This window comes from Microbacterium sp. NPDC056569 (assembly GCF_042793475.1).
In the GTDB taxonomy this organism is placed as follows: Bacteria; Actinomycetota; Actinomycetes; order Actinomycetales; family Microbacteriaceae; genus Microbacterium.
Window position 1 is genome coordinate 96,614 of sequence record NZ_JBHTUV010000003.1, and the last position, 25,379, is coordinate 121,992.

Genomic DNA, 25,379 nt, shown 5'->3' on the forward strand with positions numbered 1-25,379 from the left:
TCAGCGCCCTCCGAACTTCGCGTCGTTGCTCGAACCCTGCTGCGCCGCAGTCGTCAGGGGCGCAGCATCCGTCCCCGCGAGAGGCGGTGGAGAGGAACCCGAGTCCCCGAGACGGGCCCACTGCACGGCGATCCAGTGGCGTGCCCGCTGCACCGGTGTCGGCGGCAGCACGCGCACCGTGCCGCGGGCGTAGTGCCGCTCGATGTAGTACTGCGCGATGCTCAGGATCGTGGTGATGATCGTGTACCAGACCACCGCGACCAGCAGCAGCGGGATCACGCGGCTGTTGCGGTTGTAGATGACCTGCACGGCGTAGAAGACCTCGGGGATCGCGATCACGAACACCACCGACGCGCCCTTGACGAGACCGATCACCTCGTTGGTGGCGTTGGGGACGATCGAGCGCATCGCCTGCGGAAGGATGATGCGCGTCAGCCGGCGGCGGGGAGGGATGCCGAGTGCCGCGGCCGCCTCGAGCTGACCCTGGTCGACCGACAGCAGGCCGCCGCGGATGATCTCCGCCGAGTACGCCGCCTGGTTGAGGCTGAGGCCGAGGATCGCCGCCGCGAAGGCGCTGATGAGCTGCACCGTCGGGAACTCGACGATCCAGAAGTCCGTCGTGAACGGGGTGCCGAGCCCGAGCGTCGGGTACAGGTAGCCGAGGTTGTACCAGACGATGATCTGGACCACGAGGGGCACCGAGCGGAAGAACCAGATGAAGACCCAGGCGGCGGAGTTGAGCAACGGGGACTTCGCGAGGCGGGCGAGCGCGAGCAGCGTGCCGAGGAAGAACCCGATGGTCGCCGAGATCACGGTGAGCGCCAGCGTGATGCCGACGCCCTGCAGCACCGGCTCCGACAGGAAGTAGTGGGCGAACACGTCCCACTCGTAGTTCTCGTTCGTCACCAGCGACCACGCGAACTGGGCGACGACGAACAGCACGACGATGCCGATCGACCACCGGAACCAGTGCCGGGTGTGGACCACGCGAAGGTCGCCCAGGTCGACGCGCGACGACGCCGCGGACGGCGGTGAGGCCTCGGCGGCGCCTGCCTGGCGCGGAAGTGTGTCGGTCATGAGGGGCTCCTCGGTCGGGGCGCGGGGGCTGCGGGGGTGCGCCGGTAGGCCGAAGGTAGGGCCGCGCCGCGCCGACGCCCCAGCCGCCGAAGCCCCACGACGACACGGATCGTGACGGTGTGCAACGCGGCGTCACACTCCGGAATCGGGCGACGCAGTCGGGGTCGCTGCGGGCGGTGAGTCCTACCGTGGCTCGCATGTCCGACACCCCGTTCGCTGTCGCCGTCGAGCTGGACGCCCACGGCGCCCATCCCGCGGCATCCTCCGCTTCCGCTGCGCCGTCACCTCGCCTGCTGGCCTCCCGCGTCGCGGACGCCGAGCGCTTCGGCTTCACCGTCACGACCTTCGACGACTCACCCCTGCCTGCCGGCGATCGCGCTCGCCTGGACGCCGTGCAGCGCGCCGCGTTCGTCGCGCCCTTCACGTCGGCCATCGGGCTCGTGCCGGTCGCGCACGTGGCCTACAGCGAGCCGTTCCACGTCGCGACGCAGCTCGCGAGCCTCGACTGGGCCTCGAACGGGCGAGCGGGCTGGATCGCCTCGGCCTCCGGATCCGCGCGCGAAGCCGCGGCCTTCGGCCGCGAGGCGCTGATCGACGACGAGCTCGCCCGCGAGCGCGACGACGTCATCGAGGTCGCCCGCCGGCTCTGGGACTCGTGGGAGGACGACGCCGTCATCCAGGACGTCGCCACGGGCCGCTACCTCGACGCCGACAAGCTGCATTACGTCGACTTCGAGGGCGCACGGTTTTCGGTGAAGGGCCCGCTCATCACGCCCCGACCCCCGCAGGGGCAGGTCGTCGTCGTGGCGCCTGCCGGCACGGCGGGTGCGGATGTCGCGCTGGTCACGGGCGCCGATCCGGCGGAGATCACGGATGCTGCCGCCCGCGCGCGTGCGGAAGGCGCGGCGCTCGTCTGGGCCGAGGTCGAGGTCGTGCTCGACACACGCGGGGTGTCCGCGGCCCGGCGGCTGTCGGCGCTGGGGAGCTGGCCGGAGGTGGGGCGCCTTCGCTACGCGGGTGACGCGGACGGTCTGGTCTCGCTGCTTGCCGAGGTCGAAGCATCCGTCGACGGTGTGCGCCTGCATGTCGCGGAACTCGATGTCGATCTCGAAGAGGCCGGCCGCGCGGTGCTGCCGGCGCTGCGCGAGCGGATCGGCTTCCGTTCGCCGCGCGCCGGAGGGACCCTCCGCGACGCACTCGGTCTCACCCGCCCCGTCAGCCGCTACGCCACCGCCGCCGTGAAGGAGTTCGCATGACCACGTCCCGTCGCATCCAGTTCGGCGTCTTCTTCCAAGGGGTCAACTTCGGCACGATCTGGTCGAGCGACCGCAGCGGCTCGCAGTACGACTTCGAGTCGTTCCGCCGCATCGCGCAGACCGCCGAGCGGGGGCTGTTCTCCGCCTTCTTCCTGGGCGAGGGCCTGCGGCTGCGCGAGCACTTCGGCCGCATCCACGACCTCGACATCGCCGGCCGACCCGACGCGCAGACGCAGCTCGCGGCCCTCGCCGCCGTCACCGAGCGCATCGGCCTCGTCGCGACGCAGAACACCACATACAACGACCCGTACGACCTGGCGAAGCGCCTGAACTCGCTCGACCTGCTCAGCGAGGGCCGCGCCGGATGGAACATCGTCACGACCGACAACGCCTGGACCGGCGCGAACTTCCGCCGCGGCGGCTACCTCGACCACGCAGATCGCTACCGCCGGGCCGCGCAGTTCGTCGCCGCCGCGCAGCGGCTGTGGGATGCCGGAGCCGACGGCATCGGCACGCCCGTGTCGGTGAGCGACCCGCTGGTGTCGTTCGAGGGACCCGCGCCGCTGCCGCCGAGCGCGCAGGGGCGACCCGTGCTGTTCCAGGCGGGCGACTCCGACGAGGGCCGCGAGTTCGCCGCCTCGAGTGCCGACGTCATCTTCTCGGGGCACCCGGGGCTCGAAGACGCCGTGGCATTCGCCGCCGACGTGCGCCGGCGGCTGCCCGCCCACGGTCGCTCGGTGGACGAGCTCAAGTTCTTCCCGGGCGCGCAGTTCATCCTCGCCGAGACCGACGCCGAGGCCCGCGACAAGGCCGAATGGGTCACGCGGGCCCAGGTCTCGCCGCAGACCGCGATCCGCTTCCTCGAGCCGATCTGGGGCCGCGACCTGTCCGAGTACGACGCCGAGGGACCTTTCCCCGACGTCGATCCGGTCGTCGACGAGGTCGACGGTCAGCGCGGCTCGCTCTTCCAGGGTCGGCGCGCGCTCGAGACGGCCCGCGAGTGGCGAGAGAGCGCGGCCGCCGAAGGCCTCTCGATCCGCGAGTTCGTCATCAAGCGGTCGTCGCTGCGCACCTTCGTCGGCGGGTACTCCACGATCGCCGACCGCATCGGGCAGTACGTCGACGCCGGGGCGGTGGACGGGTTCAACGTCTCGCCGTACCTCGTGCCGGAAGGGCTCGACGACATCGTCGACGGGCTCATCCCCGAGCTGCAGGAGCGCGGGATCTATCCGGCCGAGTACCCGGGAACGACGCTGCGGGAGAACCTCGGGCTGCCGGAAGTGGCCGCGGCGGACGAGCTCGCGGCCTGACGTCTCGCCCGGATCAGGAGAACGGATGCGGCGACCCGCGCCATTGCGAAGGCCCGGGCCGCAGCATCCGTTCCCTTCCGACGCGGCGGCGCCGCGCAAAGTCAGCCGAGCATCGCGATGAGGTGCGCATTCCGGGCGCCGATGAGCCTGCGCACGTAGGGGACGAGAATCAGCCGCTCGGCGGCGGCCCCGAAGATGGGGGACGCGAGGGTGATGGTGTCGGTCATCCGGGATCCGTCGGCGAGCTGCTCGAAGCGGTGTTCGTGGACGAAGGTCTTGAACGGGCCGCGGACCTGCTGATCGACGAACCGTGATGGGCGGTCGAGCGCCGTGATCCGCGAGGTCATGGTCCACCAGATGCCGAAATGGCGGGCTCGCCAGGTCACTGTCTCCCCCAGGCCGATCCGGCCCGTGGCCACACCGGCGACGGCACGCTCCGAGGACTGCGACATCGACGCCACGTGCGCGTCGATGTCCAGCGAGAGGTCGAAGAGCGCCGCCGCGGGGTGAGCGGTCTCGGTCACCAGCGTGAAGGTCGAGGGCACGCCTCCATACTGCTCGCACGCGGCCTCTGGTCCGCCCACGGGGCCGGTCGTAGTGTGGGCCCGTGTCGATCAGGTCGGTCGTCAGGAGCGCTGTGGGTGCTGCGCTGCTCGTCAACGCCGTGCCGCACGGGGTGAGCGGTGTGCAGGGGCGTCGGTTTCCGAGTCCGTTCGGCGACCCTCCCGGAGTGGGGCTGTCGCCGCCGCGGGTGAATGTGGCCTGGAGTGCGGCCAACGCGATCGCGGGTGCGCTGCTCCTTCGACGAGGCATCCGCTCCCGGAGCGAAGCCGTGGGCGCCGCCGCCGGGGCGGTCGCGATGGCCGTGACGATCTCGTATCACTTCGGCGACGTGCTGGCGGGTGGCAGCGGGCTGCGAGGACTGGCCCCCAGGCGCGTGGGAGACGGGGTCTCGGGTCCGCCTCGCCTCCTCGTGAAGGCGACCGAGCCGATCGCGACTGCCCTCGCCGGACGCCGCTGGTTCCCGCTGTGGGCGGTGCTGCACCATCGTGGGCGCAAGAGCGGCACCGAGTACACCACTCCGGTCGCGATCGTGCCCTCCGTGGATCCGGCGCTGGTGCTGATCGGCCTGCCGTGGGGCCGGAACACGAACTGGGCGCGCAACGTCATCGCGGCGGGATCGGCCGACGTCACCTGGTCGGGTGCGATCCAGTCGACCTCGTCGCCCCGCATCATCGAGCCGGCGGAGGCGGCAGATCTCGCGAAGCCGATGTTCCGCGCGATCGTGGCGCGGATGCCGGCGGCGATCGTGCTGAGACGGTCACCAGGGTCAGATTTTTGAGCGATCCTGCGTCATGTGGGCGCTGCGCGATGCGACCTGCCACGGCCGGGTGCTGACCGAGGTCGTGGAGCGAGGCGTGCGGCTCGAGCTCGCGGCCGCACTGCGCATCACCGAGCATGCGGCGGGCGATCTGCTGGGCTTCGCGGAGGCTCTGGTGCACTCGTATCCCGCAGTGCTGACGTCGATGGAGCGGGCGCGGGTGACGGAGCGGCACGCCGAGATCCTGGTCGGGGCGCTGAACGAACTCGAACCCGAGTTCCGCGGCCAGGTGATCGAGCCGGGCCTCGCGCTGGCCGAAGCAGAGCCGGTGGGGACGTTCCGCCGCAAGCTCCGTACCCTCATCGACACCGTCCGATCCGCGACGCTCACCGAACGCTACGAGCGCGCCGTGACGAAGCGCCGGATCGCGGCCGAGCCCGACGACGACGGGATGGGTTGGCTGCATCTGTACGCCCCCATGGTCGCGATCACCGCCGCACAGGCACGGGCCACCGCGATGGCGAAGGCCATCACAGCGGCCGACGGCGACACGCGCACTCTCGACCAGGCCCGCGCCGACGTGGTGCTCGACCTCCTCATCGATGGCTCGGTCGAGGCGCAGCCCGAGCAGGCGCGTGGCGTGCGAGCGACCGTGTTCGTCACCGTCCCGGTGCTCGCGCTTCTCCACGAAACCGACGCCTCCCGCGCGGCCGCGGCATCGACCCGCCGGTCGTCGAGGGCATCGGGCCGATCCCGTTGCCCCTGGCCAGAGGGCTCGCCGGCGGCGCACCCGGGTGGACGCGGGTGCTCACCCATCCCGAGACGGGAATGGTCCTCTCCGTCGGCCGCGATCAGTACCGGCCGCCACCGGCGCTGGCGAAGCTGGTGAAGTGGCGGGCGGATCGGTGCATGGGGCCCGGCTGCGGGATGCCGGCCTCCCGGTGCGACATCGACCACAACGTCGACTGGGCTCTGGGCGGAAGCACCGAACTGACGAACCTGGGGCCGCTTTGCGAAGGCCACCACACCGTCCGGCATCACACCTACTGGACGATCGAACAGGTCCCGGGCTCAGGCGGCGCGATCCTGTGGACGTCGCCCGCCGGTCGCCGGTATCTCGTCAAGCCGGAGCGCGCCGTGCCTGTGTTCCGCTCCATCGATCACGGCGACGCGCCGTTCTGATCGCTAGCCTGCTGTCGATGAGTTTCGACGTGCGGACGTGCGGTGCGAACGCGGTGGCCTGGGCGCTCGGGTACGAAGGTTCGACCGCGTACGCGACGCGCTGCCTCGCGTTCGTGGAGGATGCGATCGAGCGCTCGAACGACCTGGAGCTGTTCGGCGGCGACGATGCGGCGGAGTCCGCGCGTCTCTACGGCGCGGGCGCGAACACCGGCGCACCGCCGGCCGACGCTCTCGTGTTCTACGCGAGCGTCGGCGAGCTGTTCGGCGAGCGCCGCGACTGGGGCCACGTCGGACTGAGCCTCGGCGACGGCCGCGTCGTGCACGCCTGGGATCGCGTGCGCGTGGACGAGCATCGTGCCCTCGAGGCGCTGACCCCGGCAACCGGATGGGAGCCGCTGCGATGGGTCGGCTGGGTGCCGCTCAGCCGCGCCCTCCAGGGTGCACGTCCGAGAGCCTGGGACGAGGACGCCGCGGCGGCCGCCGCGCGGATGCAGGCCGAGCGCTTCAACGGCAAGTGACCCGCTCCCGCCTGGCTCACGTACGTCCCGGTGTGAACCACCGTGGCGCCATGTGACGAATCGATTCCCGGTGCCGCATGCCCCGGACGTAGCGTGACGCCGAGGCACGGCATCCGTCCGCGCGGCATCCGTCCGCGCGAGAGCCCCGCGTCCGACATCGTCCGTCCGAAAGGATCACCCGCCATGACCGACACCACCGACACCGCGGCCGAGCCCACCTTCGACGCACCGCTCATCACTGCCGAAGAAGCCGCCGGGCGCGCCGCGGCGGGCGCGCTCGTCGTCGACGTGCGCAGCGACGCCGGCCGGGCGCGCGACGGCGTGATCCCCGGCTCCATCCGCGGCGACCGGAACAACCTCGACGCGCAGTTCCTCATCGACTCGCCCGAGAAGTTCGCCGAGATCACCGACTGGGACCAGGACATCGTCATCGTGTGCGGCACGATCAACGGCTCCGGCCCCGTCGCGGAGCAGCTCCGCGCGAAGGGGTTCACGAACGTCGCCCACGTCGACGGCGGCTTCCCGGCGTGGAAGGAATCGGGCGCCCCGACCGCCGAGGTGGAGCCCACTCCCTAGCAGCGCTCAGGCGGTACGGAGAATCCGCTCGGTCACGCGCGCCGAGAAGTGGAGCGCGTCGACGGGGATGCGCTCGTCGGCGGCGTGGAACTGCGCGAACACATCGAAGTCTCGCGGTACACGCAGCGGAACGAACCCGTAGCCGTGGATGCCGAGCTTGGCGAAGTGCTTGTTGTCGGTGCTAGCCGGCAGGAGGTACGGCACGACGACACCCTCCGGGTCGTCGACCGAGATCGCGCCTTGGAGGACCTCGATGATCGGCGCGTCGACGGGCGCCTCCGTCGCCGACCACCAGCGGCCTTCGCGGATGTCGATGTCCTCCCCCACGAGCTCGCGCAGGCCCTCGCGCAACGCGTCGTCCTGACCGGGGAGGATGCGGATGTCGAGCCGCGCCGCGGCCTCGGCGGGGATGATGTTCGTCTTGTCGCCGGCGTCGAGCACCGTCGGGGTCGCGGTGTTGCGCGTCGTCGCGCCGACGAGCGACGAGACGAACCCGAGGCTGTCGAGGTCGTCGGCGAGCGACTCGTCGGTGAACGACAGACCCCGCGCCTCGCCGAACACGTCGAGGAAGCGCTGCAGCGCGGGCGTGCGCACCACCGGGAAGCGGTGCTCGCCGACCGCGGCGACGGCCCGCGCGAGACGCACCACGCTGTTGTCGGCGGTGGGCCGCGAGCCATGCGCGGCGTGGCCGCGGGCCCGCAGCGTCGACCACGCGACGCCCTTCTCGCTCGTCGCCACGAGGTACGCCCGGCGGTCGTCGCCGGGGTCCGCGGCCAGCGGCACCGAGAAGCCGCCCACTTCGCTCAGCGCCTCCGTGACCCCGGCGAACAGGTCGGGCCGGTTCTCGACCAGCCACCCGGCCCCCCACACGCCGCCGCTCTCCTCGTCGGCGAGGAACGCGAACACCAGGTCGCGCCGCGGCACGATCCCCTCGCGGGCGAAGTGCCGCGCCACCGCGAGGATCGTGCCCGCGTAGTTCTTCATGTCGACGGCGCCGCGGCCGTAGAGGTAGCCGTCCTCGATGTCGGCGCCGAACGGAGGATGCGTCCAGTCCTTCTCCTCGACCGGCACGACGTCGAGGTGCGCGTGCACGAGCAGAGCTCCGGCTTCGGGATCGCTCCCCGCGATGCGCGTGACGAGCGACCCGCGCCCGGGACGCGATTCGACGAGCTCCGAGGCGATGCCGACCTCGGCCAGTCGCTCCTGCACCCAGCGGGCGGCGCGGGTCTCGCCGTCGCCGATGGTCGCGGCCACGCCGGTGTTGACGGTGTCGATCCGGATGAGATCGCACACGAACTGCAGCGCCTCGTCCTCCAGCAGCGTCGGCACGGCGTCCTCCTCGTTCGGGCACGGCGGTCCCTCCGCCGTGGCCGACGCTAGCCGGAGTCGCCACGCCGGCGCCCGACCCGCGCCACGCGGAGTCACACCCCGACGCCCGGCGACACACGCCTGTCGATATGGTGAGCGCATGACGCGCACACGGGGATGGGCGACGGTGTGGTCGGTGCTGCGACTCGCGATGGCGGCCGTCACCGTCGCAGCGATCTCGGCCCAGCTGGCGAAATCCACCGGCACGGCTGTCGAACTCGGCCGCGACGTGCCGACGACGATCGCGAACTTCTTCAGCTTCTTCACGATCCTCTCGAACGCCGCCGCGGCGATCGTGCTGGCCTGGATCGCGGTCTGGTACCTCGTCAAGGGACGGCGGGCGGATGCTGAGCCCACCGGTCTCGCGGTCGCCCTGGCGTGCGTCAGCACGTACATGATCATCACGGGCATCGTCTACAACACCCTGCTGCGTGGCATCGAGTTGCCGCAGGGCAGTGCGCCCATCCCGTGGTCGAACGAGGTGCTGCACCTGATCGGCCCGATCTTCCTGCTCGTCGACGTCTTCGTCGGGCCGCTCCGCCGCGCTCTGCCTTGGCGGAGCCTGTGGGTCGTGGTCGCATTCCCGATCGTCTGGGTGATCTACACGATGATCCGCGGTCCCCTCATCACCAACCCGGTCAGCGGCGACCCGTTCTGGTACCCGTACCCGTTCCTCAATCCGAACAACCCCGGCGGATGGCCCTCGGTCATCCTCTATGTCATCGGGATCGCGGCGGCGATCGTCGCCGTGGGAGCCTTCGTCGTGTGGTGGGGCCGGCGGCGAGGTGCGGCCGCCGCCGGAGCGTCCGATGACGGCGGAGCGACGGCATCCCTCCCGGCATCCGTGGCGTCGGACTGACGCCGAATCAGCCCTTCGCAGGGGGCGGATCGTGTCCCCCGAACGGCGGACACGCCCGGAGTTCCGCGGCTTTTGTCGACGTTGTCCACCAAACGGTGGACACGTTGTAGCTTCCTGACAACACGCGGGAACGGGCGCGCGTTTTCCACCCATCGCCGGCACAAATGTTTGCCACCCCTCGGTATCCACGGGAGTACATCTGTGCTCGGGGCAGAAAGCGACACGCAATCGCGTGATGTCGAAAGGGGTAGGACATGCACTGGGCATGGTTTCGGATCGCCGCGGCACTCACCGGGATCTCCGGGGTGGTCGCGGGATTCATCGTCAACGTAGACCGCGCAGCGCGCCAGGGCCACGGCCTCGGCGATGTGCTGGCGAACTACTTCAGCCTGTTCACGATCGTGTCGACGCTGCTGAGCATCGTCGCACTGTTCGCGGCCGCGTCATGGGCGATGCGGCACCCGGGCTCCTCGCGCGAGCCGTTCGGCATCGCGCTGGCCCTCGCCGCAGTCACGGGACCCGTGCTGCTGCTGGGCCTCGTCTACAACGCGCTGCTGCGCGGACTGCCGTCGGCCATCGCGCTGGGGGACTCCGCCGGGATCGCGATGCTCGACAAGTACGCGGCCGAGGTGCTGCACGTGGTCCTGCCGATCTACTTCGTGCTCGACCTGCTGCTGGCCCCGCGCCGGCGGGCGCTGCCGTGGTGGTCGCTCGCTGTGCTGGTCGGCTACCCGCTGGCATGGACGACGTACACGATGGTCCGCGGCGAGCGCGTCGCGAACCCCGACGGCACCACACCGTGGTGGTACCCGTACCCGTTCCTCGACCCGCACGGCGCGGGCGGCTATTCGTCGGCGCTCACCTACATCGCGGTGATCCTGGTCGGGTTCCTCGCGATCGGCTCCATCATCATCCTCATCGGCCGGTACCGCGAGAAGCGAGCCACGCGCCACGGCGCGCCGGCCGCGCGGAGCACTCTCGCGATCTGACCAGTTTCCCGGAAGGCCGCAGATGGGCGGGTGCCGTGACGCACCCGCCCGTCGTCGTCAGACGCTCCGGTTGCGGCGGCGCATCACGACCATCGCGGACACACCGGCCAGGATCGCGAGCGCACCGACCGCGCCGAGACCCGCCAGGCGCGCACCATCCGCTCCCGTCGCCGGCAGCGGGCTGTCGAAGCGGTTGTCGATCGTCACGGATGCCGCGTCCTCTGCGCCGACCGTCACGACGGCGCGGTTCGCGCCACCGGGATCCGCCGGCGTATACGTGACGGCATCCGCTCCGCTGGTCGAGGTCTCGGTCACGACGCACTCGGCGCCGACCGGGAGGTCCTCGTAGACGACCGGCGCCATCGTCGTGAGCTCACGCACCGCGCCGCCGGGCACCTCGATGCCGGAGCCGTCCCACGTGCACGACGCGGTGACCTCGAACGTGTCGTTCCGGTGCAGCGACGCATCGCCGCCCGACACGGTCTTCACGACCTCGATCTGCCCGACGTCGAACGTGTTCGTCACGGTGATGTCGGTCTCGCCGTCGACGATCTCGATGGTCTCGACCGGCTCGCCCTCGGCATCCGTGATGGTCGTCGTGTGCGCGCCGCCGGTGTCGGTCTCTGTCAGCGTGCACTCGAGGCCGATGAGCAGGGGCGACCAGGTGTAGGAGTATGCCGGCTCCGTGTCGGCTCTCAACACGTGCTCGGCGCCGCCCGGGATCTCCACCGGCTCGCCCGCCTGGTCGACGCAGGAGAGCACGACCGTGAACGGCCCCGCTCCCCACAGCTCGGCGCCCTCGCCGTCGATCACCTTGGTGACCGTGAGCGACCCCGCGTCGAACGTGTTGATCGCTGTGACCACCTCGGTGCCGCCCGACTCGATCGTGAACGGCGAGTCCCTGATCTCGACGGATGTCGCACCGCCGTCCTCCGTCTCGCGCACGGTGCAGCTCGCCCCCGCGGCCACATCGTCCACCTGTGCCTCGTAGCCGTTGCCGTCGTCGAGCGTCAGGAAGCCCGCCCACACGATGCGGGGAGCGCCGCTGCCCGTGTCGAGCGTGCAGACCACCGCGAACTCGAAGGGCCCGGCGCCGAAGTCGGCGGCTGCGTCGCCTGTGCGCAGCTTCTCGATGCGGAACGACCCGACACCGAACGAGTTCGTCGCCAGCACCTGCACCTCGGCGTCCTCCACGATCGTGACCTCCACGGCGGTGCCCTCGACGGGCTCGGCCGCTTCGCCGTCGACCGTGACCTGCATCGTGGTGCCTTCGGCGTCAAGGTCGCCGGTCTCCTCGACGAGGCACGTCGCATTGACAGGCAGCCCGTCGAGCGCCCACGACTGCTCCGGGGTGATCTCCTCGATCATGGGCACGTCGGGACCGTAGCCGTCGGCGTAGGCCGGCTGGCCGTTGAGCTCGCACATGACCTCGAACGTGAACGGACCGTAGGGGATCGGGTTGCCGCGGCTGTCGACGGCATCCGTGTCCACCGCCTTGGTGATGCGCAGCGACGCGACGTCGTAGATGTTCTCGACCGTGACGAGGCCGATCTCCTCGGTGTCGAGCGCGACGGTCGCGGTGCCGATGTCGGTCTGGGTCTGGCCCCACTGCCCCTCGGTCGCCGTGCACTCGGCGCCGAGCGGCAGGCCGTCGATCACGGTCGGATCCGCGCCGGGCACGAGGTCGACCTCGGGCAGACCCTCGATCGGCTCTCCGTCGATCGTGCAGACGAGCTGCACCGGGAACGAGTCGGGTGCGAACTCGGCGGCCGGCCCCGACACGATCTTCTCGAGCGCGATCGAACCGGTCGGGTACGCGACGCCGACGCGGCGCCCTTCGGTGGCCGGCACGAGGACGGTTGCGTCACCACTCAGCGCGGCGCCACCGGTCGAGATCGTGTTGTACGCCGTCGGCTGGTCCTTCACGACCTGCCGGTCCGGGGTCGTCCGCGTCTTGAACTGGAGCGTGAGCGAGTCGCCCGGCTCGAACTTCTCCTCGCCGGGGAAGTCGACCGTCACCTTGATGCTGCGCACGATCGCCGGGTCGACGGTGTCGTCCAGCGGGAGCCAGGCACCTGGCGCGCACGGGGTTCCGACCGGGTTGAGGTCGGCGGTGCACGGGACGGAAGCAGTCGAGTAGAACAGCGAGATGTCTGCGTTGGCCGGCGTCGTCGAGTCGACGATCAGCTCGGCGTCGCCGGCGTACGTCGGCTGCCATTCGCTGCCACGCGGGATGACGACGATGAGGCCCTGGTCGCCCGGGGTCGGCAGGTTGTCGATCGAGACGAGCTTCGAGATCGGCACGGTGCCCGCGTTCGTGACGTGCAGGCGCCACGTCTCGGTATCTCCGGGGAGCGTCAGCGGCACGCACGGGTACCTGTAGAACCCGTCGACGGCGGTACCCTCGCAGGTGAAGTTGGCGTCGTCGCTGCGCACGTTGTCGATGCCCGGCAAGTTGGGCGGGTTGTCGGCCCGCACGGATTTCACGGTGCTCAGGGCGGGGACGGCCAGCGGCCGCACCGTCGCCGTGTCGGCGCACAGTCCGGTGGCCTCGTCGTAGCTCGGCACGCACTCGTCGAGCGGCTCGCCGACGTCGATCGTCGCCGTGTTGGTGACGGAGTCGTTGGGTGTGAGACCGGGGCGCAGCATCATGCGCAGCGTGATCGTGTAGGTCTGTCCGGGCTCGAGCACCGACCCTTCGGGCATCGTGAAGACGATGCTCGTGCCGAGGTCCTGCACGTCGACGTCGTCGGGGTCGGTCGGGAGCGGATCCCCGTTCGGCGGCGTGGGGGCCGCGCCGGCGAGCGCGAACGACCACGGCGGCACGCTCGGATCGCGGTCGGGGTTGAAGATCAGCTGCGGCTCACCGCCCGCGGTGAGCGGCAGCTCGTCGGTGAAGACGATGTCGGTGAGCGCCCGCTCGCCCGTGTTCGTGTAGGCGAGCGTGAAGGGGATCTCGACGCCCGGCCGCACATCGCCGGTAGGCGACTTCACGACGTTGACGGATGCCTCGAGGTGCAGGTTGCGGTACTCCGCCTCGGCCGTCTCCTCGTCGGTGAGCCGCTGCCCGACCCCGATCTGGGCGGAGAGGCCCTCGACCGTCACGGTGTCGAAGAACACACCGGCATCCTGCTCGCCCGGTGCGGCGACCTGGTCGCTGCGCGTCGTGGGCGTGGGCTCGCCGGTGCGCAGATCGGTGCGCCGCTCGACGAAGAAGGGCACGTTGATGATCGGGTTGACCGGGTTCAGCCAGCCGAGCTCGGCGGACGACCAGAACTGGAAGCTGAGACCGTGCAGAGTGCTGGGGGCGTTCTCGAGGAACGCGATCGCCGCCGCCACCGAGAGGTCGCCGTTCCGGGGCATACACGTCCAGTCGCCGCCGACGTCGCCGGCGATCACGTTCGCATCGGTGAAGTCGCCGCCGTCGAGGTAGCAGACCTGCACCTTCGCCACGGGCGGCGGCAGCTGCCACAGCGGGTCGGGGCCGACGAAGTCCATCGCGTTCCAGAACGTGGGGTCGTCGTCCGTCATGAGCATCGTGTACGCCCGCGCCGAGCCGCCGGGCTGGCCGGTCAGGGTCACCGTGACGGGTGAGAAGTCGTTCTCCTTCTGCGCGTTCGGCGAGATCGTCTTCCCGGCGCTGACAGAGAAAGTGGGCTCCTCCAGCGCGATCGACGCGCTGCCGTCGTCGCAGGCCCAGCGGGCGCCCTCGGGCGGCGGGCAGGTGGTGAACGGGTCGACGTCCGCGATGACGCCCTCGGCGGTGTTGGCGATCGGCGAGTCGGCGACCGAGACCCGCTCGGTCGTGCCCTGCCAGAACGGCCGCAGCCGCAGGTCGAACTCGACGACCCCTGCGGCGTTCGACGCGATGCGACCCGTGAAGGTCACCTGCACGCCGGAGACGTCGCACGGGATGGTGTTCGGCTCCAGGGCGAGCGCCTCAGCCCGCGTCAGCTCCACCGGCCCGCCGTCGAAGCACGACAGCGTCACGACCGTGTCGGTCGCACCTGCCGGCAGGTCGATCCGCACGAAGTTGTTGAAGGTGAACGCCTGGAACGGGTCCTGACGCCGGTCGGTCACCGAGCCGGGGGCGGTGTCGGTGATCTGCATCATGTCGACCTTGGCCGGCGTCGTGTTGCGCGTGGTCACGGTGATCCGGCTCAGCGGGTACTGACTGGGAAGGATGTTGGGGTCGTTGGGCACCGCGAGCGGGCCGCCCTGCCAGTTCTTGTCCGTCGTCGTCGTGAGCGGGACGTCGATGATGATGACGTCGTCCTGGTCGTTCGCCGAGAGCGGTTCGCCGTCGGCCGGGAATCCGGTGGCGTTGGCGATGTTGCGCACGACGCCGTCGGTGGTGAGGTTGTAGAGCTCGTCTCCGAGCACGGCCGTCCCGTCGCTGCGGCGCGTGTCCCGCACCTGCCACACGAGCGTCACGGGCCGGTCGTTCGTGAAAGAGCGGGCGACGCCCGAACCCACCGGCGGCGCCGTCGGGTCGCCGGCCGAGGCCGCCCCACGGTCAGGGCTCTCGACGAAGACGAGCCTCACCGCCACGGTCGAGGCCCGCTCGGCCGTCGTGAGGTTCATCCCGGGGAACTGTCCCACGCACAGCGGGCTGCAGGGGTTGTTGATCGCGGTCACCCACACGGAGCCGTTGTAGAGCTGCACGGCCTGCACGGCGTCGTAGGCGATGAGGGGATCGGTCGCGGTCGTGATCGCGTTGATGCGGGTGAGGTCGAACGCGTTGTACAGCGAGGCGGTGATCGCCGTCGTCTCAGGCGCGGCGATGTCGGTGATCTCGACACGCTGGAGGTTCGAGTAGCCGCCCGTCGACCAGCGCAGCGTCGAGGGGATGGTGTCGCCCGAGCGCGCGATGACCGACTTGATGCCCCCCGAGCTCGACGTGCCGAAGGACTTGTCGATCAGGTCGGCGCTGCCCGGGTCGGGCGGGATCAGCTCGAGCACGGGGCAGTCGTCGGGCGGCAGCACGGCCTGCCCGTCGGGCACGCTCGGGTTCGCGCTCGATGCGCCCGTCTGGGCGCAGTTCGGGACGAAGGTGCTCTCCTCGTCGCTGAACGGAGGCTCTTCGGTGTAGCGGCCCTCCTCCCGCAGCGACGACGTGAAGTTCGGGGCGAAGTCGGTGCCCGGCGCGAAGCCGCCCGCATCGCCGGTGTAGTCGTAGACGAACCGCACCCCGCCTGCGACGTCGCCGATGTCGGACGGCACCTGCTGCGAGTAGATCGTCGGCCCGTCGATCGGCCCGGCGAGGGTCTCCCACGCGCCGGTCGTCGTGTCGTAGTACTCGATCGTGAGGGTGGAGTCCGCCGGCACGGGGGTCTGCGTGATCGCGGTCAGGTCGAACGCGTTCCACCACGCGTCGCCCTCGACGGGGTCCTCCGGGTCCTGGATCACGACCTGCTGCGTGCGGCCGGTCGTGCCGGTCGGGTTGTCCGGCGGCGAGGGGCGCTCGGTCAGACCGCCGTTGAGCGTGACGGTGACGACCTCGCCGGGCACGGCGAGGATGGGCGTCGGCCGGACCTGCTTCGAGATGTACGGCTCGATGACCTCGTCGTAGATGTAGAGGTCGTCGGTCGCCTCCGCCGTGCCGGTGGTCCCGGCGTTCTCGCCCTCGACGCCGACCACGTTCGGCACGGTGAGGGGCAGCCCGGTCAGGTCGGGATCGGTGTCGACCGTGAAGGGGATCTCGGTCTCCCCTCCGGGCACGATGTCGCCGGTGAACACGACCTGGAACGACGTGATGTCGGCGGCGTCCACGCCGTCCGGGAGCGCGGGAACCGTGCCGTCCGCGAAGGGCACGGTCACCGTCCCCCCGCCGGCGAGGGTGTAGACGATCTCACCCGACGTCGCGCCGGCGGGCCAGGCCACGGGTCCGGTGAAGCCGCCGAACGTGTAGGCCGCCGGGAAGGAGCCGGTCGCGGGCTCGGTGATGGTCAGGGTGTCGATCGGGATGGTCGAGGCGTTGCGTCCGCCGATCGTGACGGTCGTCGGCTCGCCCGCGATCACGAGGTCGGGATCGAAGGACTTGCTGGCGGCGACGGTCACCGTGTTCTGGCGCAGGGTGAACTGCGCGTCCGCTTCACCGGTGGCGGTCTCGTCGCCGATCGCGACGGTCGACAGGACGTCGTTCGGCACCGACGTTCCGTCGGGCTCGGACGCCGCAGCATCCGTCACCGTCAGATTCAGGGCGACGGAGCCCGAGGCGCCCGCAGGAATGGCCCCGTGGAACGTCACGCGCGTGCCCTTGACCTCGTCGGCGGTGACGCCCGCGGGAAGCGTCCCTCCCGGGGCCTCGACCCAGGCTCCGTCGACGTACACCTCGTACGTGGTGAGGGCGGGATCGGCACCGGTCGGGGGCGTCACGGTGCCGAAGCCGGCGAACGCGAGCGCGTCGAAGGGATTGGGTGCGGCGTCGGGGTCGACGGGATCCTGGATCGACAGCGACTCGACGGTCGCGTTCGACGTGTTCGTGCCGCCGAGGGCGGCCGAGACGGCGGCGCCCGGCGTGGCGATCGCCTCGGTCGGCGTGAACGACTTGCTCGCCGTCGTGGCGAGCTCGAGCGGCACGATGGGGGTGACCGGAGCGACGGCGTCGTCGTCGGCGAAGTTCGTGCCCTCGATGGTGGCCTCGTTGATCACCGGCGTTCCGCTGACGTCGTAGGAGGCGTCGGCGGGCAGCTGCACCGTGATCTCGACGATGCCTGTCGTGTTGTCGAGGATTCCGACGGTGCCGTCGCCGAGCGGGGTCGTCCACGTCACCGTCACGGTGTTGCCGGCGATGACCGGCTCGGCGGCGGTGTTGGCGCCGCCGCCGACCACCGCCTCCACCACGACGAACGGCGCCGGCACGACGTCCGTGAGCACCGCGCCACGGCAGCCGAGGTCGGTGATGGCCGAGCAGCCGACCGTCAGCGTGTAGGTGAAGGTCTCACCCGGCGCGACCTCGGTGACCGATGCGGTCTTGTCGAGCGTCGCGACGGCTGTGATGTCGGCGGGTGCCGGATCGGGCAGGATCGGAGCGGCCGTCGCGGCCGGTGCGATCATCGTCGCGGCGGCCACCGCGAGGGTCGTGACGGCTGCGGCGATGCGCGAGCGCGCTTTGGAGAACAAGTGACCCCCCGGTCCACTGTCGCTGCTACGAATGGGCCGGTCACACTCACGAAGTCACGACCGGATTCCTACCTCGCGGTCAGCCTAGCCAGGCTCTCGCCCGTGGCGCCACTGTTGCCAGCGTGACTGGTGTGACGGCCGACGCATCGCGGGGCGGCATCCGTCCCCTTAACTAGACTTGAGGTCATGTCGAAGGTCCTCCAGTCCCTGCCCGTCGGCGAGCGCGTCGGCATCGCCTTCTCGGGAGGACTTGACACCTCCGTAGCCGTCGCGTGGATGCGCGACAAGGGCGCGATCCCCTGCACCTACACCGGCGACCTCGGCCAGCCCGACGAGGACGACATCGACGCGATCCCGAGCCGGGCGCTCGAGTACGGCGCCGAGGTCTCGCGCCTGGTCGACTGCAAGCCCGCCCTCGTCGAGGAGGGCTTCGGCGCCCTCGCGTGCGGCGCGTTCCACATCCGCTCGGGCGGCCGCACCTACTTCAACACGACGCCGATCGGCCGCGCCGTGACCGGCACGCTGCTCGTGCGGGCCATGAAGGAGGACGGCGTCGACATCTGGGGCGACGGCTCCACCTACAAGGGCAACGACATCGAGCGGTTCTACCGCTACGGTCTGCTCGCCAACCCGGCCCTGCGCATCTACAAGCCGTGGCTCGACGCCGACTTCGTCACCGAGCTGGGCGGCCGTCAGGAGATGAGCGAGTGGCTCGTCGAGCACGGCTTCCCCTACCGCGACTCCGCCGAGAAGGCGTACTCCACCGACGCCAACATCTGGGGCGCCACCCACGAGGCGAAGACCCTCGAGCACCTGGACGTCTCTCTCGAGACGGTCGAGCCCATCATGGGCGTGCGCTTCTGGGACCCGTCGGTCGAGATCGAGACCGAGGACGTCACGGTCACCTTCGAGGCGGGCCGCCCGGTCGCGCTCAACGGCGTCGAGTTCGCCGACCCGGTCGCCCTGGTGTTCGAGGCGAACCGCATCGGCGGCCGCCACGGCCTCGGCATGAGCGACCAGATCGAGAACCGCATCATCGAGGCCAAGTCGCGCGGCATCTACGAGGCTCCGGGCATGGCGCTGCTGTTCACCGCGTACGAGCGCCTGGTCAACGGCATCCTCAACGAGGACACGCTCGCGACCTACCACGAGCAGGGCCGCCGCCTCGGCCGCCTGATGTACGAGGGCCGCTGGCTCGAGCCGCAGTCGCTCATGCTGCGCGAGTCGATCCAGAAGTGGGTCGGTTCGACGATCACGGGCTCCGTGACGCTGCGCCTGCGCCGCGGCGAGGACTACACGATCCTCGACACCACCGCCCCGCGTCTGTCGTACCACCCCGACAAGCTCTCGATGGAGCGCGTCGGCGACGCCGCATTCGGCCCGACCGACCGCATCGGCCAGCTCACCATGCGCAACCTCGACATCGCCGACTCGCGCGTGCGCCTCGAGTACTACGCGTCGAAGGGTCTCATCGGCGGCGCGACCGGCGAGCTCGTCGGCCACCTCGCGCAGGGCGAGGCCGGTGAGATCACCGAGCACGCCGAGCAGTACAGCGCCGAGCGCGAAGAGCTCGCGGAGGCGACGGATGCTGCGAACGAGGCGTCCGCGTTCGACCTGGGAACCGACTGAATCATCGTGGATTAACTTGCACACCACTGTGCAAGTTACCTAACGTGGAGGCATGACCTCCCCGATCGATGCTGCGCGCCGTCCGCGGCGCGACGCCCTCGAGAACCGCGCGGGCATCCTCGCCGCGGCTCACGTCGCCCTCGCGCACGACCCGCGCGCGTCCGTCGACGCCATCGCCCGCCAGGCCGGCCTCTCGCGCCGAGCGCTGTACGGGCACTTCGACGACCGCGACGCGCTGGTCCGCGAGCTCGTGGCGCAGGGCGCCGCGCGCTTCAACGCCGTCGCCGCCTCGATCGACGACGCCGACGCGCGGGTCGCGCTCGCACGTCTCGCCGCGGCGCTCTGGAACGAGGCCGCGCACGTGCAGGTGCTGGCCGCGATCGCCCTCGACGAGGCGCACCTCGAAGAGACGGCGACTGCGCTCGCACCGCTGCGCCGCACCGTCGTGCGGATCGTGCGCGACGGACAGGACGCCGACGCGCTGCGCACCGACGTCGCCGCCCCGACCCTCGCCCGCCTCGTCGAAGAGACGGCGCGCACCGTCATCACGCGCATCGACGCATCCTCGCCCGCCGCCCGTGGCCTCGCGGTGCGCGCCGTGCTGAGCATCGCCGGGCTGTCGTGGCGTGAAGCCGCCGCGCTCCTCGACGAGCATCCCGAGATCCTCGCAGCGCCGGCTGAAGCGGCGAGCGCGTGAGGGTCGTGCTCGACGCGGTCGGCAAGGGCCGCCGCGAGCACGCCCTGCCCGTGACGTCGGTCGCGTTCGAGTCGGGCCGCGCCACGCTGGTCTCGGCCGAGACCGCGCAGCGGCCGACGGTGCTCGGCCTCATCGCCTCGGGGCGCATGCGGCCCGATACCGGCCGCGTGCAGCTGGACGGACGAACGGATGCCGCGGCCCTGCGCCGCCGCGTCGCCCTCGTCGACGCCCCCGACGTCTCGGAGCCCGAGCCCGACGTGACGCTGGCCGGCGTCGCCGCCGAGGAGCTCATGTTCGCCGGGCGGCGGTCCGACCCCGTCGCGGTGCGGCGCTGGCTCGACGGGCACGACCTCGGGGACGCAGCATCCGTTCCCGTCTCGAACGTCGATCCCGCCGCCCGCGTGAGTGCGCTGTGCGAGCTGGCGGTGCTGCGCAAGGGCGTCGAGGGGATCGTGCTGGTCTCCCCCGACCGCCACGGCGGAGACCCCGCCGGGTGGTGGGGCATCGCCGAGGACTTCACGGAGCGCGGCTTCGCCGTGCTCGTGATCGCCGGCCAGGCGTCCCTCCCGCTGGTTGAGCGAGCGAAGCGAGACGAAACGCCCCGGACCATCGGACGACCCCGCGTGCGCAGGCTCACGGCACCCACGAAGGGGCACCGCGCATGAAGGTGCCCCAGATGATCCTCGCCGAGCTCCGTCGCCTCGGCTCCACGCGCATGTCGCTCATCGCGCTCATCGCGCTCATGGTCGTGCCGATCCTCTACGGCGGTCTGTACCTGTGGGCGAACCGCGACCCCTACGGCCGGCTCGACCAGGTTCCGGTGGCGCTCGTCGTCGCCGACTCCGGCGCGGAGCTCAGCGGAACGCCACGCAACCTCGGCGACGAGGTCGCCCAGGAGCTCATCGACGACGGCACCTTCGACTGGCACCTCGCCACCGCCGAGGAGGCCGACGCCGGCCTCGACGAGGGTGGCTACGACTTCGCGATCGAGCTGCCCGCCGACTTCACGGCCGCCATCGCATCCATCACCACCGGCGAGCCGCGGACCGCCGACATCGTCCTTCGCACGAGCGACGCCAACAACTACCTGGCCTCGACGATCGGCACGCAGGCGGTCGAGCGCATCCAGGCGACGATCACCGAGAAGGTCGTGGCCGAGGCGGGTCTCACCATGCTCGACGCCCTCGACACCATCCGTGTGCAGCTGACGGATGCTGCCGCCGGCGCCTCGCAGCTGGTCGACGGCCTCGCGCAGGCCGGTGCCGGCGCGTCGCAGCTCTCCGACGGTGCTGCCCGGCTCGCCGACGGCACCGCCCAGCTCAGGGACGGTGCGGCTCAGCTGTCGGACGGAGCCGCCCAGGTCGCCGACGGCGCGGCCCAGATCGCCGGCGGCACCGCCCAGCTCGACGCCATCGCCGACCGGATCGGCGCCGCATCCGCGTCTGCGATCTCGGTGCTGCCGCAGGTCCGCGACGACATCGCCGCGAAGCTCGCCGAGGCCGGGCTCGATCAGGCGCAGATCGACGAGGTGCTCGTCGCACTCGATCCGGTGGGCGAGCGGCTCGGCACGGTGGACAGCCGCGTCCAGGGCGCCGTCGCCCAGATCGACCGCCTGGACTCCGGCGCCCAGCAGGTCTCGGTGGGAGCGGCATCCGTCGCCGCAGGCGCCGCCGCGCTGGCCGCGGGGACGGTCACCGCGGCGGACGGTGCGTCGCAGCTGCGCGACGGCGCGGCGAGCCTCGACGGCGGGATGGTCCAGCTCGAAGACGGTGCGACGCAGCTGCGCGACGGTCTCTCCGCGGGCGCGGCCCAGCTTCCCTCCTTCGACGCGGACACCCGACAGGCGCAGGCCGACACGCTCGCAGCTCCTGTCGAGGTCGAGCGCTCGTCGCTCACGCAGGCGCAGAACTACGGTGCCGGCCTGGCCCCGTTCTTCGCCGCGCTCGCGGGCTGGATCGGCATCTACGCGCTGTTCCTCATCGTCAAGCCGGTCTCGAAGCGCGCGGTGACCGCGCTGCACTCGCCCATCCGCATCACGCTGGCCGGCTGGGCGACCCCGGCCCTCCTCGGCGGCGTGCAGATGCTCGGCCTCTTCGGCGTGCTGTCGCTCGCGCTCGGCTTCTCGTTCGCGCATCCGCTCGCGACCCTCGGCATCCTGCTCCTGGCCTCGGCGACGTACGCCGCGATCGTGCTCGCGCTCAACGTGTGGCTCGGCTCGGTCGGGCAGTTCCTCGGCCTCGTGCTCATGGTGCTGCAGCTCGTGACCGCGGGCGGCACGTTCCCGTGGCAGACGCTGCCGGCGCCGCTCGCGGCGCTGCACCATGTGCTGCCGATGGGCTACGTCGTCGACGCCATGCGCCAGGTCATGTACGGCGGCAGCGCCGACCGCGTGTGGCTCGACCTCGCCGTGCTGTTGGCGTGGCTCGTCGGCGCGGGAGTGATCGCCGCGATCGGCGTCACCCGCATGACCCACTTCCGCACGCTGCGCGACCTGCAGCCGAGCGTCATCGGATAGCGGGCGTCTTCGTCGCAGGTGCCGGCGGCGATCTGCGTCGGGTCCCCGTTGCCCGGAAACCACAGCGTGTCGCCGTCCCCTGGTTGAGATCGGCCAGTGGACGCGTCGAGTCCGGCAGTGCCGCGCATCTGGGACAAGAGCCCGGTCGCAGGACGAAAAGCGAGCGCGATTCGGCACGGGGGGCCGGTCGGGGTTAGCATGCGGAATGGTGCCGCGGCGACCCGAACGCATGCGGCACCGAATATCGCGGTGTCCGGCACCGCGTGTCCCCCCACTCCGCCCGGAAAGCCCTTTCAATGACGAAGCCCCAGCCATCTCCGTACGCCGTCGACGACAGCGTGCCTCGCCGGTCTGCGGGGAGGACCGTCGGGATCATCCTGTTCAGCATCCTCGCGGTCGTCGTGGTGATCGCCCTCATCGCGGTCGGCTTCGTGACGTACACCGCGCAGCGCTCCTTCCCGCAGCTGAGCGGCGAGGTGAAGGCGGCAGGGCTCGACGCCGAGGTGACGGTGCAGCGCGACGCGCTGGGCATCCCGACGATCACGGCGGACTCGTCGCACGATCTCTTCTTCGCGCAGGGCTACGTGCACGCGCAGGACCGCTTCTGGGAGATGGACTTCCGCCGCCATGTCACGAGCGGCCGGCTCTCCGAGATGTTCGGCGAGTCGCAGCTGGCCACCGACCAGTTCCTCCGCACGCTCGGCTGGCACGACACCGCCCAGCAGGAGGTCGACGCCCTCGACGAGACCGAGCGCGCCTACTACGACGCCTACGCCGACGGCGTGAACGCGTACCTCGCCGATCACCAGGGCGCCGACGCGTCGTTCGAGTACGCCGTGCTGGGCCTGCAGAACGCGGACTACCAGATCGAGCCCTGGACGCCGGCCGACTCCGTCGCCTGGCTGAAGGCGATGGCCTGGGACCTCCGCAGCAACATCGAGAGCGAGACCGAGCGGGCCGTCATGGCACCGGACTTCAGCGAGGCCCAGATCGACCAGCTCTACCCCGGCTACCCGTTCGACCGGAACCCGGTCATCGTCCCCCAGATCTCGGCGGTGCCGGCGGTCGGCACGGCACCCGACCTTCCCGCCGAGGAGGGCGCGGCCGCGGACGAGGGTGCGGACGACGCGGCGGGCGACGCCGCGGGGAACACGGATGCCGCCACCGCCGCCATCGACTGGACCGAGGTCGGCAGCGTGATCGAGGCCGTCGGCGAACTCGTCGGCGACGCCGGCGAAGGCATCGGCTCGAACTCGTGGGTGGTGTCGGGCAGCATCACCGACACCGGCATGCCGCTGCTCGCCAACGACCCGCACCTCGGCGCATCGCTGCCGAGCGTGTGGCACCAGATCCAGCTCAAGTGCCGTGACGTGACCGAGGAGTGCCCGTTCGACGTCGCCGGCTTCGGCTTCTCGGGTCTGCCCGGCGTCGTGATCGGCCACAACGAGCGCATCGCGTGGGGCTTCACGAACCTCACCACCGACGTCACCGACCTCTACCTCGAGAAGGTCGAGGGCGACTCGTACTGGTACGACGGCGTGCTGGTGCCGCTCCAGACGCGCACCGAGACCTTCAAGGTCGCAGGATCCGAGGACGTCGAGCTCGAGGTGCGCTCCACGGCGAACGGACCGATCGTCTCGGGCCTCACTGATGACTTCACCGCCATCGCCGAGGCTCCGTACGTCGGCACCGGAGGCACCGTGACGGAGCCGCCGGCGGCTGCCCCGGCTGGCGAGACCGCGGTCAGCCTGCGCTGGACCGCGCTGCAGCCCGGGACCACGGCATCCGCCATCTTCGCCCTCAACACCGCGAAGGACTTCGACGACTTCCGCGGCGCCGCCGCCCTGTTCGACGTGCCGGCGCAGAACCTCATCTACGCCGACGTGGACGGCAACATCGGGTACCAGACGCCGGGCAAGCTGCCGATCCGCGGCGCCGGCGACGGCTCGATGCCCCAGCCCGGATGGGACTCCGCCTACACCTGGCAGGGCTATATCCCGTTCGAAGAGCTTCCGGTCTCGTACAACCCGACCGAGGGGTACATCGTCACCGCGAACAACGCGATCGTCGCGCAGGACTACACCTACCCGCTGACCCGCGACTGGGACTACGGGTGGCGCGCCGCCCGCATCACGGAGCTGGTCGAGCGGGCGATCGCCAAGGGTCCCGTCACGATGGACGACCTCAATGCCATCCAGGCCGACGACTACTCCTTCATCGGCATGCGTCTGACGGCGGCCTACGCCGACATCACCACGGGCGACGACGAGACGGATGCGGCGCTCGAGCTGCTGCAGGAGTGGGACGCCCAGAACAGCGCGGACTCCGCGGCCGCCGCCTACGCGAACGTGCTGTGGGACACCCTCGCGGAGAACGTGTTCGTCGACGGCCGCGAGAACGCGGCGCCGATGAGCGGTCAGGGCCGTCAGTTCCTCGTGATCGACGCGATGCTCGACGACGAGACGTCGCCGTGGTGGACCAACGACGAGCTCGGCGTGGACGGCATGACAGACATGCTGAAGCGGTCGGCCATCGACGCCTACGAGCGTCTCGTCGATGCCCAGGGCGACAATCCGTCGCGGTGGAACTGGGGCAGCCTGCACGCCCTGCCGCTGGAGAACGAGAGCTTCGGCCAGTCCGGCATCGCGCCGATCGAGTGGCTGTTCAACCGCGGTCCGTTCCCCGTGGGCGGCGGCTCGTCGGTCGTCAACGCGACCGGGTGGGACCTGGGCTCCAGCTTCGCGACCGTCACCGTGCCGTCGATGCGCATGATCGTCGACCTGTCGGACTTCGACGCCTCGCGCTGGAACCAGCTCACGGGGCAGAGCGGCCACGCGTTCCACACGAACTACATCGACCAGGTGGAGTCGTGGCAGAAGGCCGAGCTCACCCCGTGGGCGTTCACACCCGAGGCCGTCGCGGCCGCGACCACCGACACACTCGTGCTGAAGCCCTGA

At 70.8% G+C, this 25,379-nt stretch carries 18 protein-coding genes; 14 read left to right on the plus strand and 4 right to left on the minus strand.

Going from position 1 to position 25,379, the window contains the following annotated elements; genetic code table 11:
- Positions 1–1,077 (minus strand): amino acid ABC transporter permease, encoded by a 1,077-nt coding sequence (locus ACFQ7C_RS04755; protein WP_378898372.1) that lies wholly within the window; start codon positions 1,075–1,077, stop codon positions 1–3.
- Positions 1,078–1,274: 197 nt separating this feature from the next.
- Here ACFQ7C_RS04755 and ACFQ7C_RS04760 point away from each other — a divergent pair, with 197 nt between their 5' ends.
- Together ACFQ7C_RS04760 and ACFQ7C_RS04765 are read left to right on the plus strand one after the other, a co-directional pair.
- Positions 1,275–2,333, plus strand: coding sequence for an LLM class flavin-dependent oxidoreductase (locus ACFQ7C_RS04760; protein WP_378898373.1), 1,059 nt, complete (start codon positions 1,275–1,277; stop codon positions 2,331–2,333).
- The gene (locus tag ACFQ7C_RS04765; protein ID WP_378898374.1) at positions 2,330–3,643 is read left to right on the plus strand and encodes an LLM class flavin-dependent oxidoreductase; all 1,314 of its coding nucleotides are present in this window, start codon (positions 2,330–2,332) and stop codon (positions 3,641–3,643) included. Before ACFQ7C_RS04760 ends, ACFQ7C_RS04765 begins: the two co-directional genes overlap by 4 nt.
- A 101-nt stretch (positions 3,644–3,744) precedes the next feature.
- On the opposite strand, the gene ACFQ7C_RS04770 is transcribed toward ACFQ7C_RS04765, so the two are convergent.
- Entirely contained in the window at positions 3,745–4,188 is a 444-nt protein-coding gene (locus ACFQ7C_RS04770; protein WP_378898375.1) for an SRPBCC family protein, read from the minus strand.
- A gap of 62 nt (positions 4,189–4,250) precedes the next feature.
- Between ACFQ7C_RS04770 and ACFQ7C_RS04775 the strand changes: the two genes are divergently transcribed.
- The 5 genes from ACFQ7C_RS04775 to ACFQ7C_RS04795 all read left to right on the plus strand — a co-directional run bounded on the left by ACFQ7C_RS04775 (position 4,251) and on the right by ACFQ7C_RS04795 (position 7,240).
- Positions 4,251–4,985 (plus strand): nitroreductase family deazaflavin-dependent oxidoreductase, encoded by a 735-nt coding sequence (locus tag ACFQ7C_RS04775; protein ID WP_378898376.1) that lies wholly within the window; start codon positions 4,251–4,253, stop codon positions 4,983–4,985.
- 13 nt (positions 4,986–4,998) lie between these two features.
- On the plus strand, positions 4,999–5,853 hold the full coding sequence (locus ACFQ7C_RS04780; protein ID WP_378898377.1) for a DUF222 domain-containing protein: 855 nt from the start codon (positions 4,999–5,001) through the stop codon (positions 5,851–5,853).
- Between the two features lie 20 nt (positions 5,854–5,873).
- Entirely contained in the window at positions 5,874–6,146 is a 273-nt protein-coding gene (locus tag ACFQ7C_RS04785; RefSeq protein ID WP_378898378.1) for an HNH endonuclease signature motif containing protein, read from the plus strand.
- 17 nt (positions 6,147–6,163) lie between these two features.
- Entirely contained in the window at positions 6,164–6,664 is a 501-nt protein-coding gene (locus ACFQ7C_RS04790; RefSeq protein WP_378898379.1) for a hypothetical protein, read from the plus strand.
- A 183-nt stretch (positions 6,665–6,847) separates the two neighbouring features.
- Positions 6,848–7,240: a rhodanese-like domain-containing protein gene (locus ACFQ7C_RS04795; protein ID WP_378898380.1), complete on the plus strand. Its 393-nt coding sequence runs from the start codon at positions 6,848–6,850 to the stop codon at positions 7,238–7,240.
- 6 nt (positions 7,241–7,246) lie between these two features.
- Here the strand turns inward: ACFQ7C_RS04795 and ACFQ7C_RS04800 are convergent, their stop codons facing one another.
- The gene (locus ACFQ7C_RS04800) at positions 7,247–8,569 is read right to left on the minus strand and encodes a M20/M25/M40 family metallo-hydrolase (protein ID WP_378898381.1); all 1,323 of its coding nucleotides are present in this window, start codon (positions 8,567–8,569) and stop codon (positions 7,247–7,249) included.
- Between the two features lie 139 nt (positions 8,570–8,708).
- Here ACFQ7C_RS04800 and ACFQ7C_RS04805 point away from each other — a divergent pair, with 139 nt between their 5' ends.
- Both ACFQ7C_RS04805 and ACFQ7C_RS04810 read left to right on the plus strand, forming a co-directional pair.
- Positions 8,709–9,467 carry a Pr6Pr family membrane protein gene (locus ACFQ7C_RS04805; protein WP_378898382.1) on the plus strand — a complete coding sequence of 253 codons (759 nt, stop codon included), beginning with the start codon at positions 8,709–8,711 and terminating at the stop codon, positions 9,465–9,467.
- A gap of 254 nt (positions 9,468–9,721) precedes the next feature.
- Complete coding sequence (locus tag ACFQ7C_RS04810) at positions 9,722–10,456, plus strand: Pr6Pr family membrane protein (RefSeq protein WP_378898383.1); 735 nt, start codon at positions 9,722–9,724, stop codon at positions 10,454–10,456.
- 57 nt (positions 10,457–10,513) lie between these two features.
- On the opposite strand, the gene ACFQ7C_RS04815 is transcribed toward ACFQ7C_RS04810, so the two are convergent.
- Entirely contained in the window at positions 10,514–17,581 is a 7,068-nt protein-coding gene (locus ACFQ7C_RS04815; protein WP_378898384.1) for a DUF5979 domain-containing protein, read from the minus strand.
- A 186-nt stretch (positions 17,582–17,767) separates the two neighbouring features.
- Between ACFQ7C_RS04815 and argG the strand changes: the two genes are divergently transcribed.
- The 5 genes from argG to ACFQ7C_RS04840 all read left to right on the plus strand — a co-directional run bounded on the left by argG (position 17,768) and on the right by ACFQ7C_RS04840 (position 25,379).
- Positions 17,768–19,210 (plus strand): argininosuccinate synthase, encoded by a 1,443-nt coding sequence (gene argG / locus ACFQ7C_RS04820; RefSeq protein WP_378898385.1) that lies wholly within the window; start codon positions 17,768–17,770, stop codon positions 19,208–19,210.
- A 52-nt stretch (positions 19,211–19,262) separates the two neighbouring features.
- Entirely contained in the window at positions 19,263–19,907 is a 645-nt protein-coding gene (locus tag ACFQ7C_RS04825) for a TetR/AcrR family transcriptional regulator (protein ID WP_378898386.1), read from the plus strand.
- Entirely contained in the window at positions 19,904–20,572 is a 669-nt protein-coding gene (locus tag ACFQ7C_RS04830) for a hypothetical protein (protein WP_378898387.1), read from the plus strand. Before ACFQ7C_RS04825 ends, ACFQ7C_RS04830 begins: the two co-directional genes overlap by 4 nt.
- On the plus strand, positions 20,569–22,422 hold the full coding sequence (locus ACFQ7C_RS04835; RefSeq protein WP_378898388.1) for a YhgE/Pip family protein: 1,854 nt from the start codon (positions 20,569–20,571) through the stop codon (positions 22,420–22,422). The genes ACFQ7C_RS04830 and ACFQ7C_RS04835 overlap by 4 nt, the downstream gene beginning before the upstream one ends.
- Before the next feature lie 296 nt (positions 22,423–22,718).
- On the plus strand, positions 22,719–25,379 hold the full coding sequence (locus ACFQ7C_RS04840) for a penicillin acylase family protein (protein ID WP_378898389.1): 2,661 nt from the start codon (positions 22,719–22,721) through the stop codon (positions 25,377–25,379).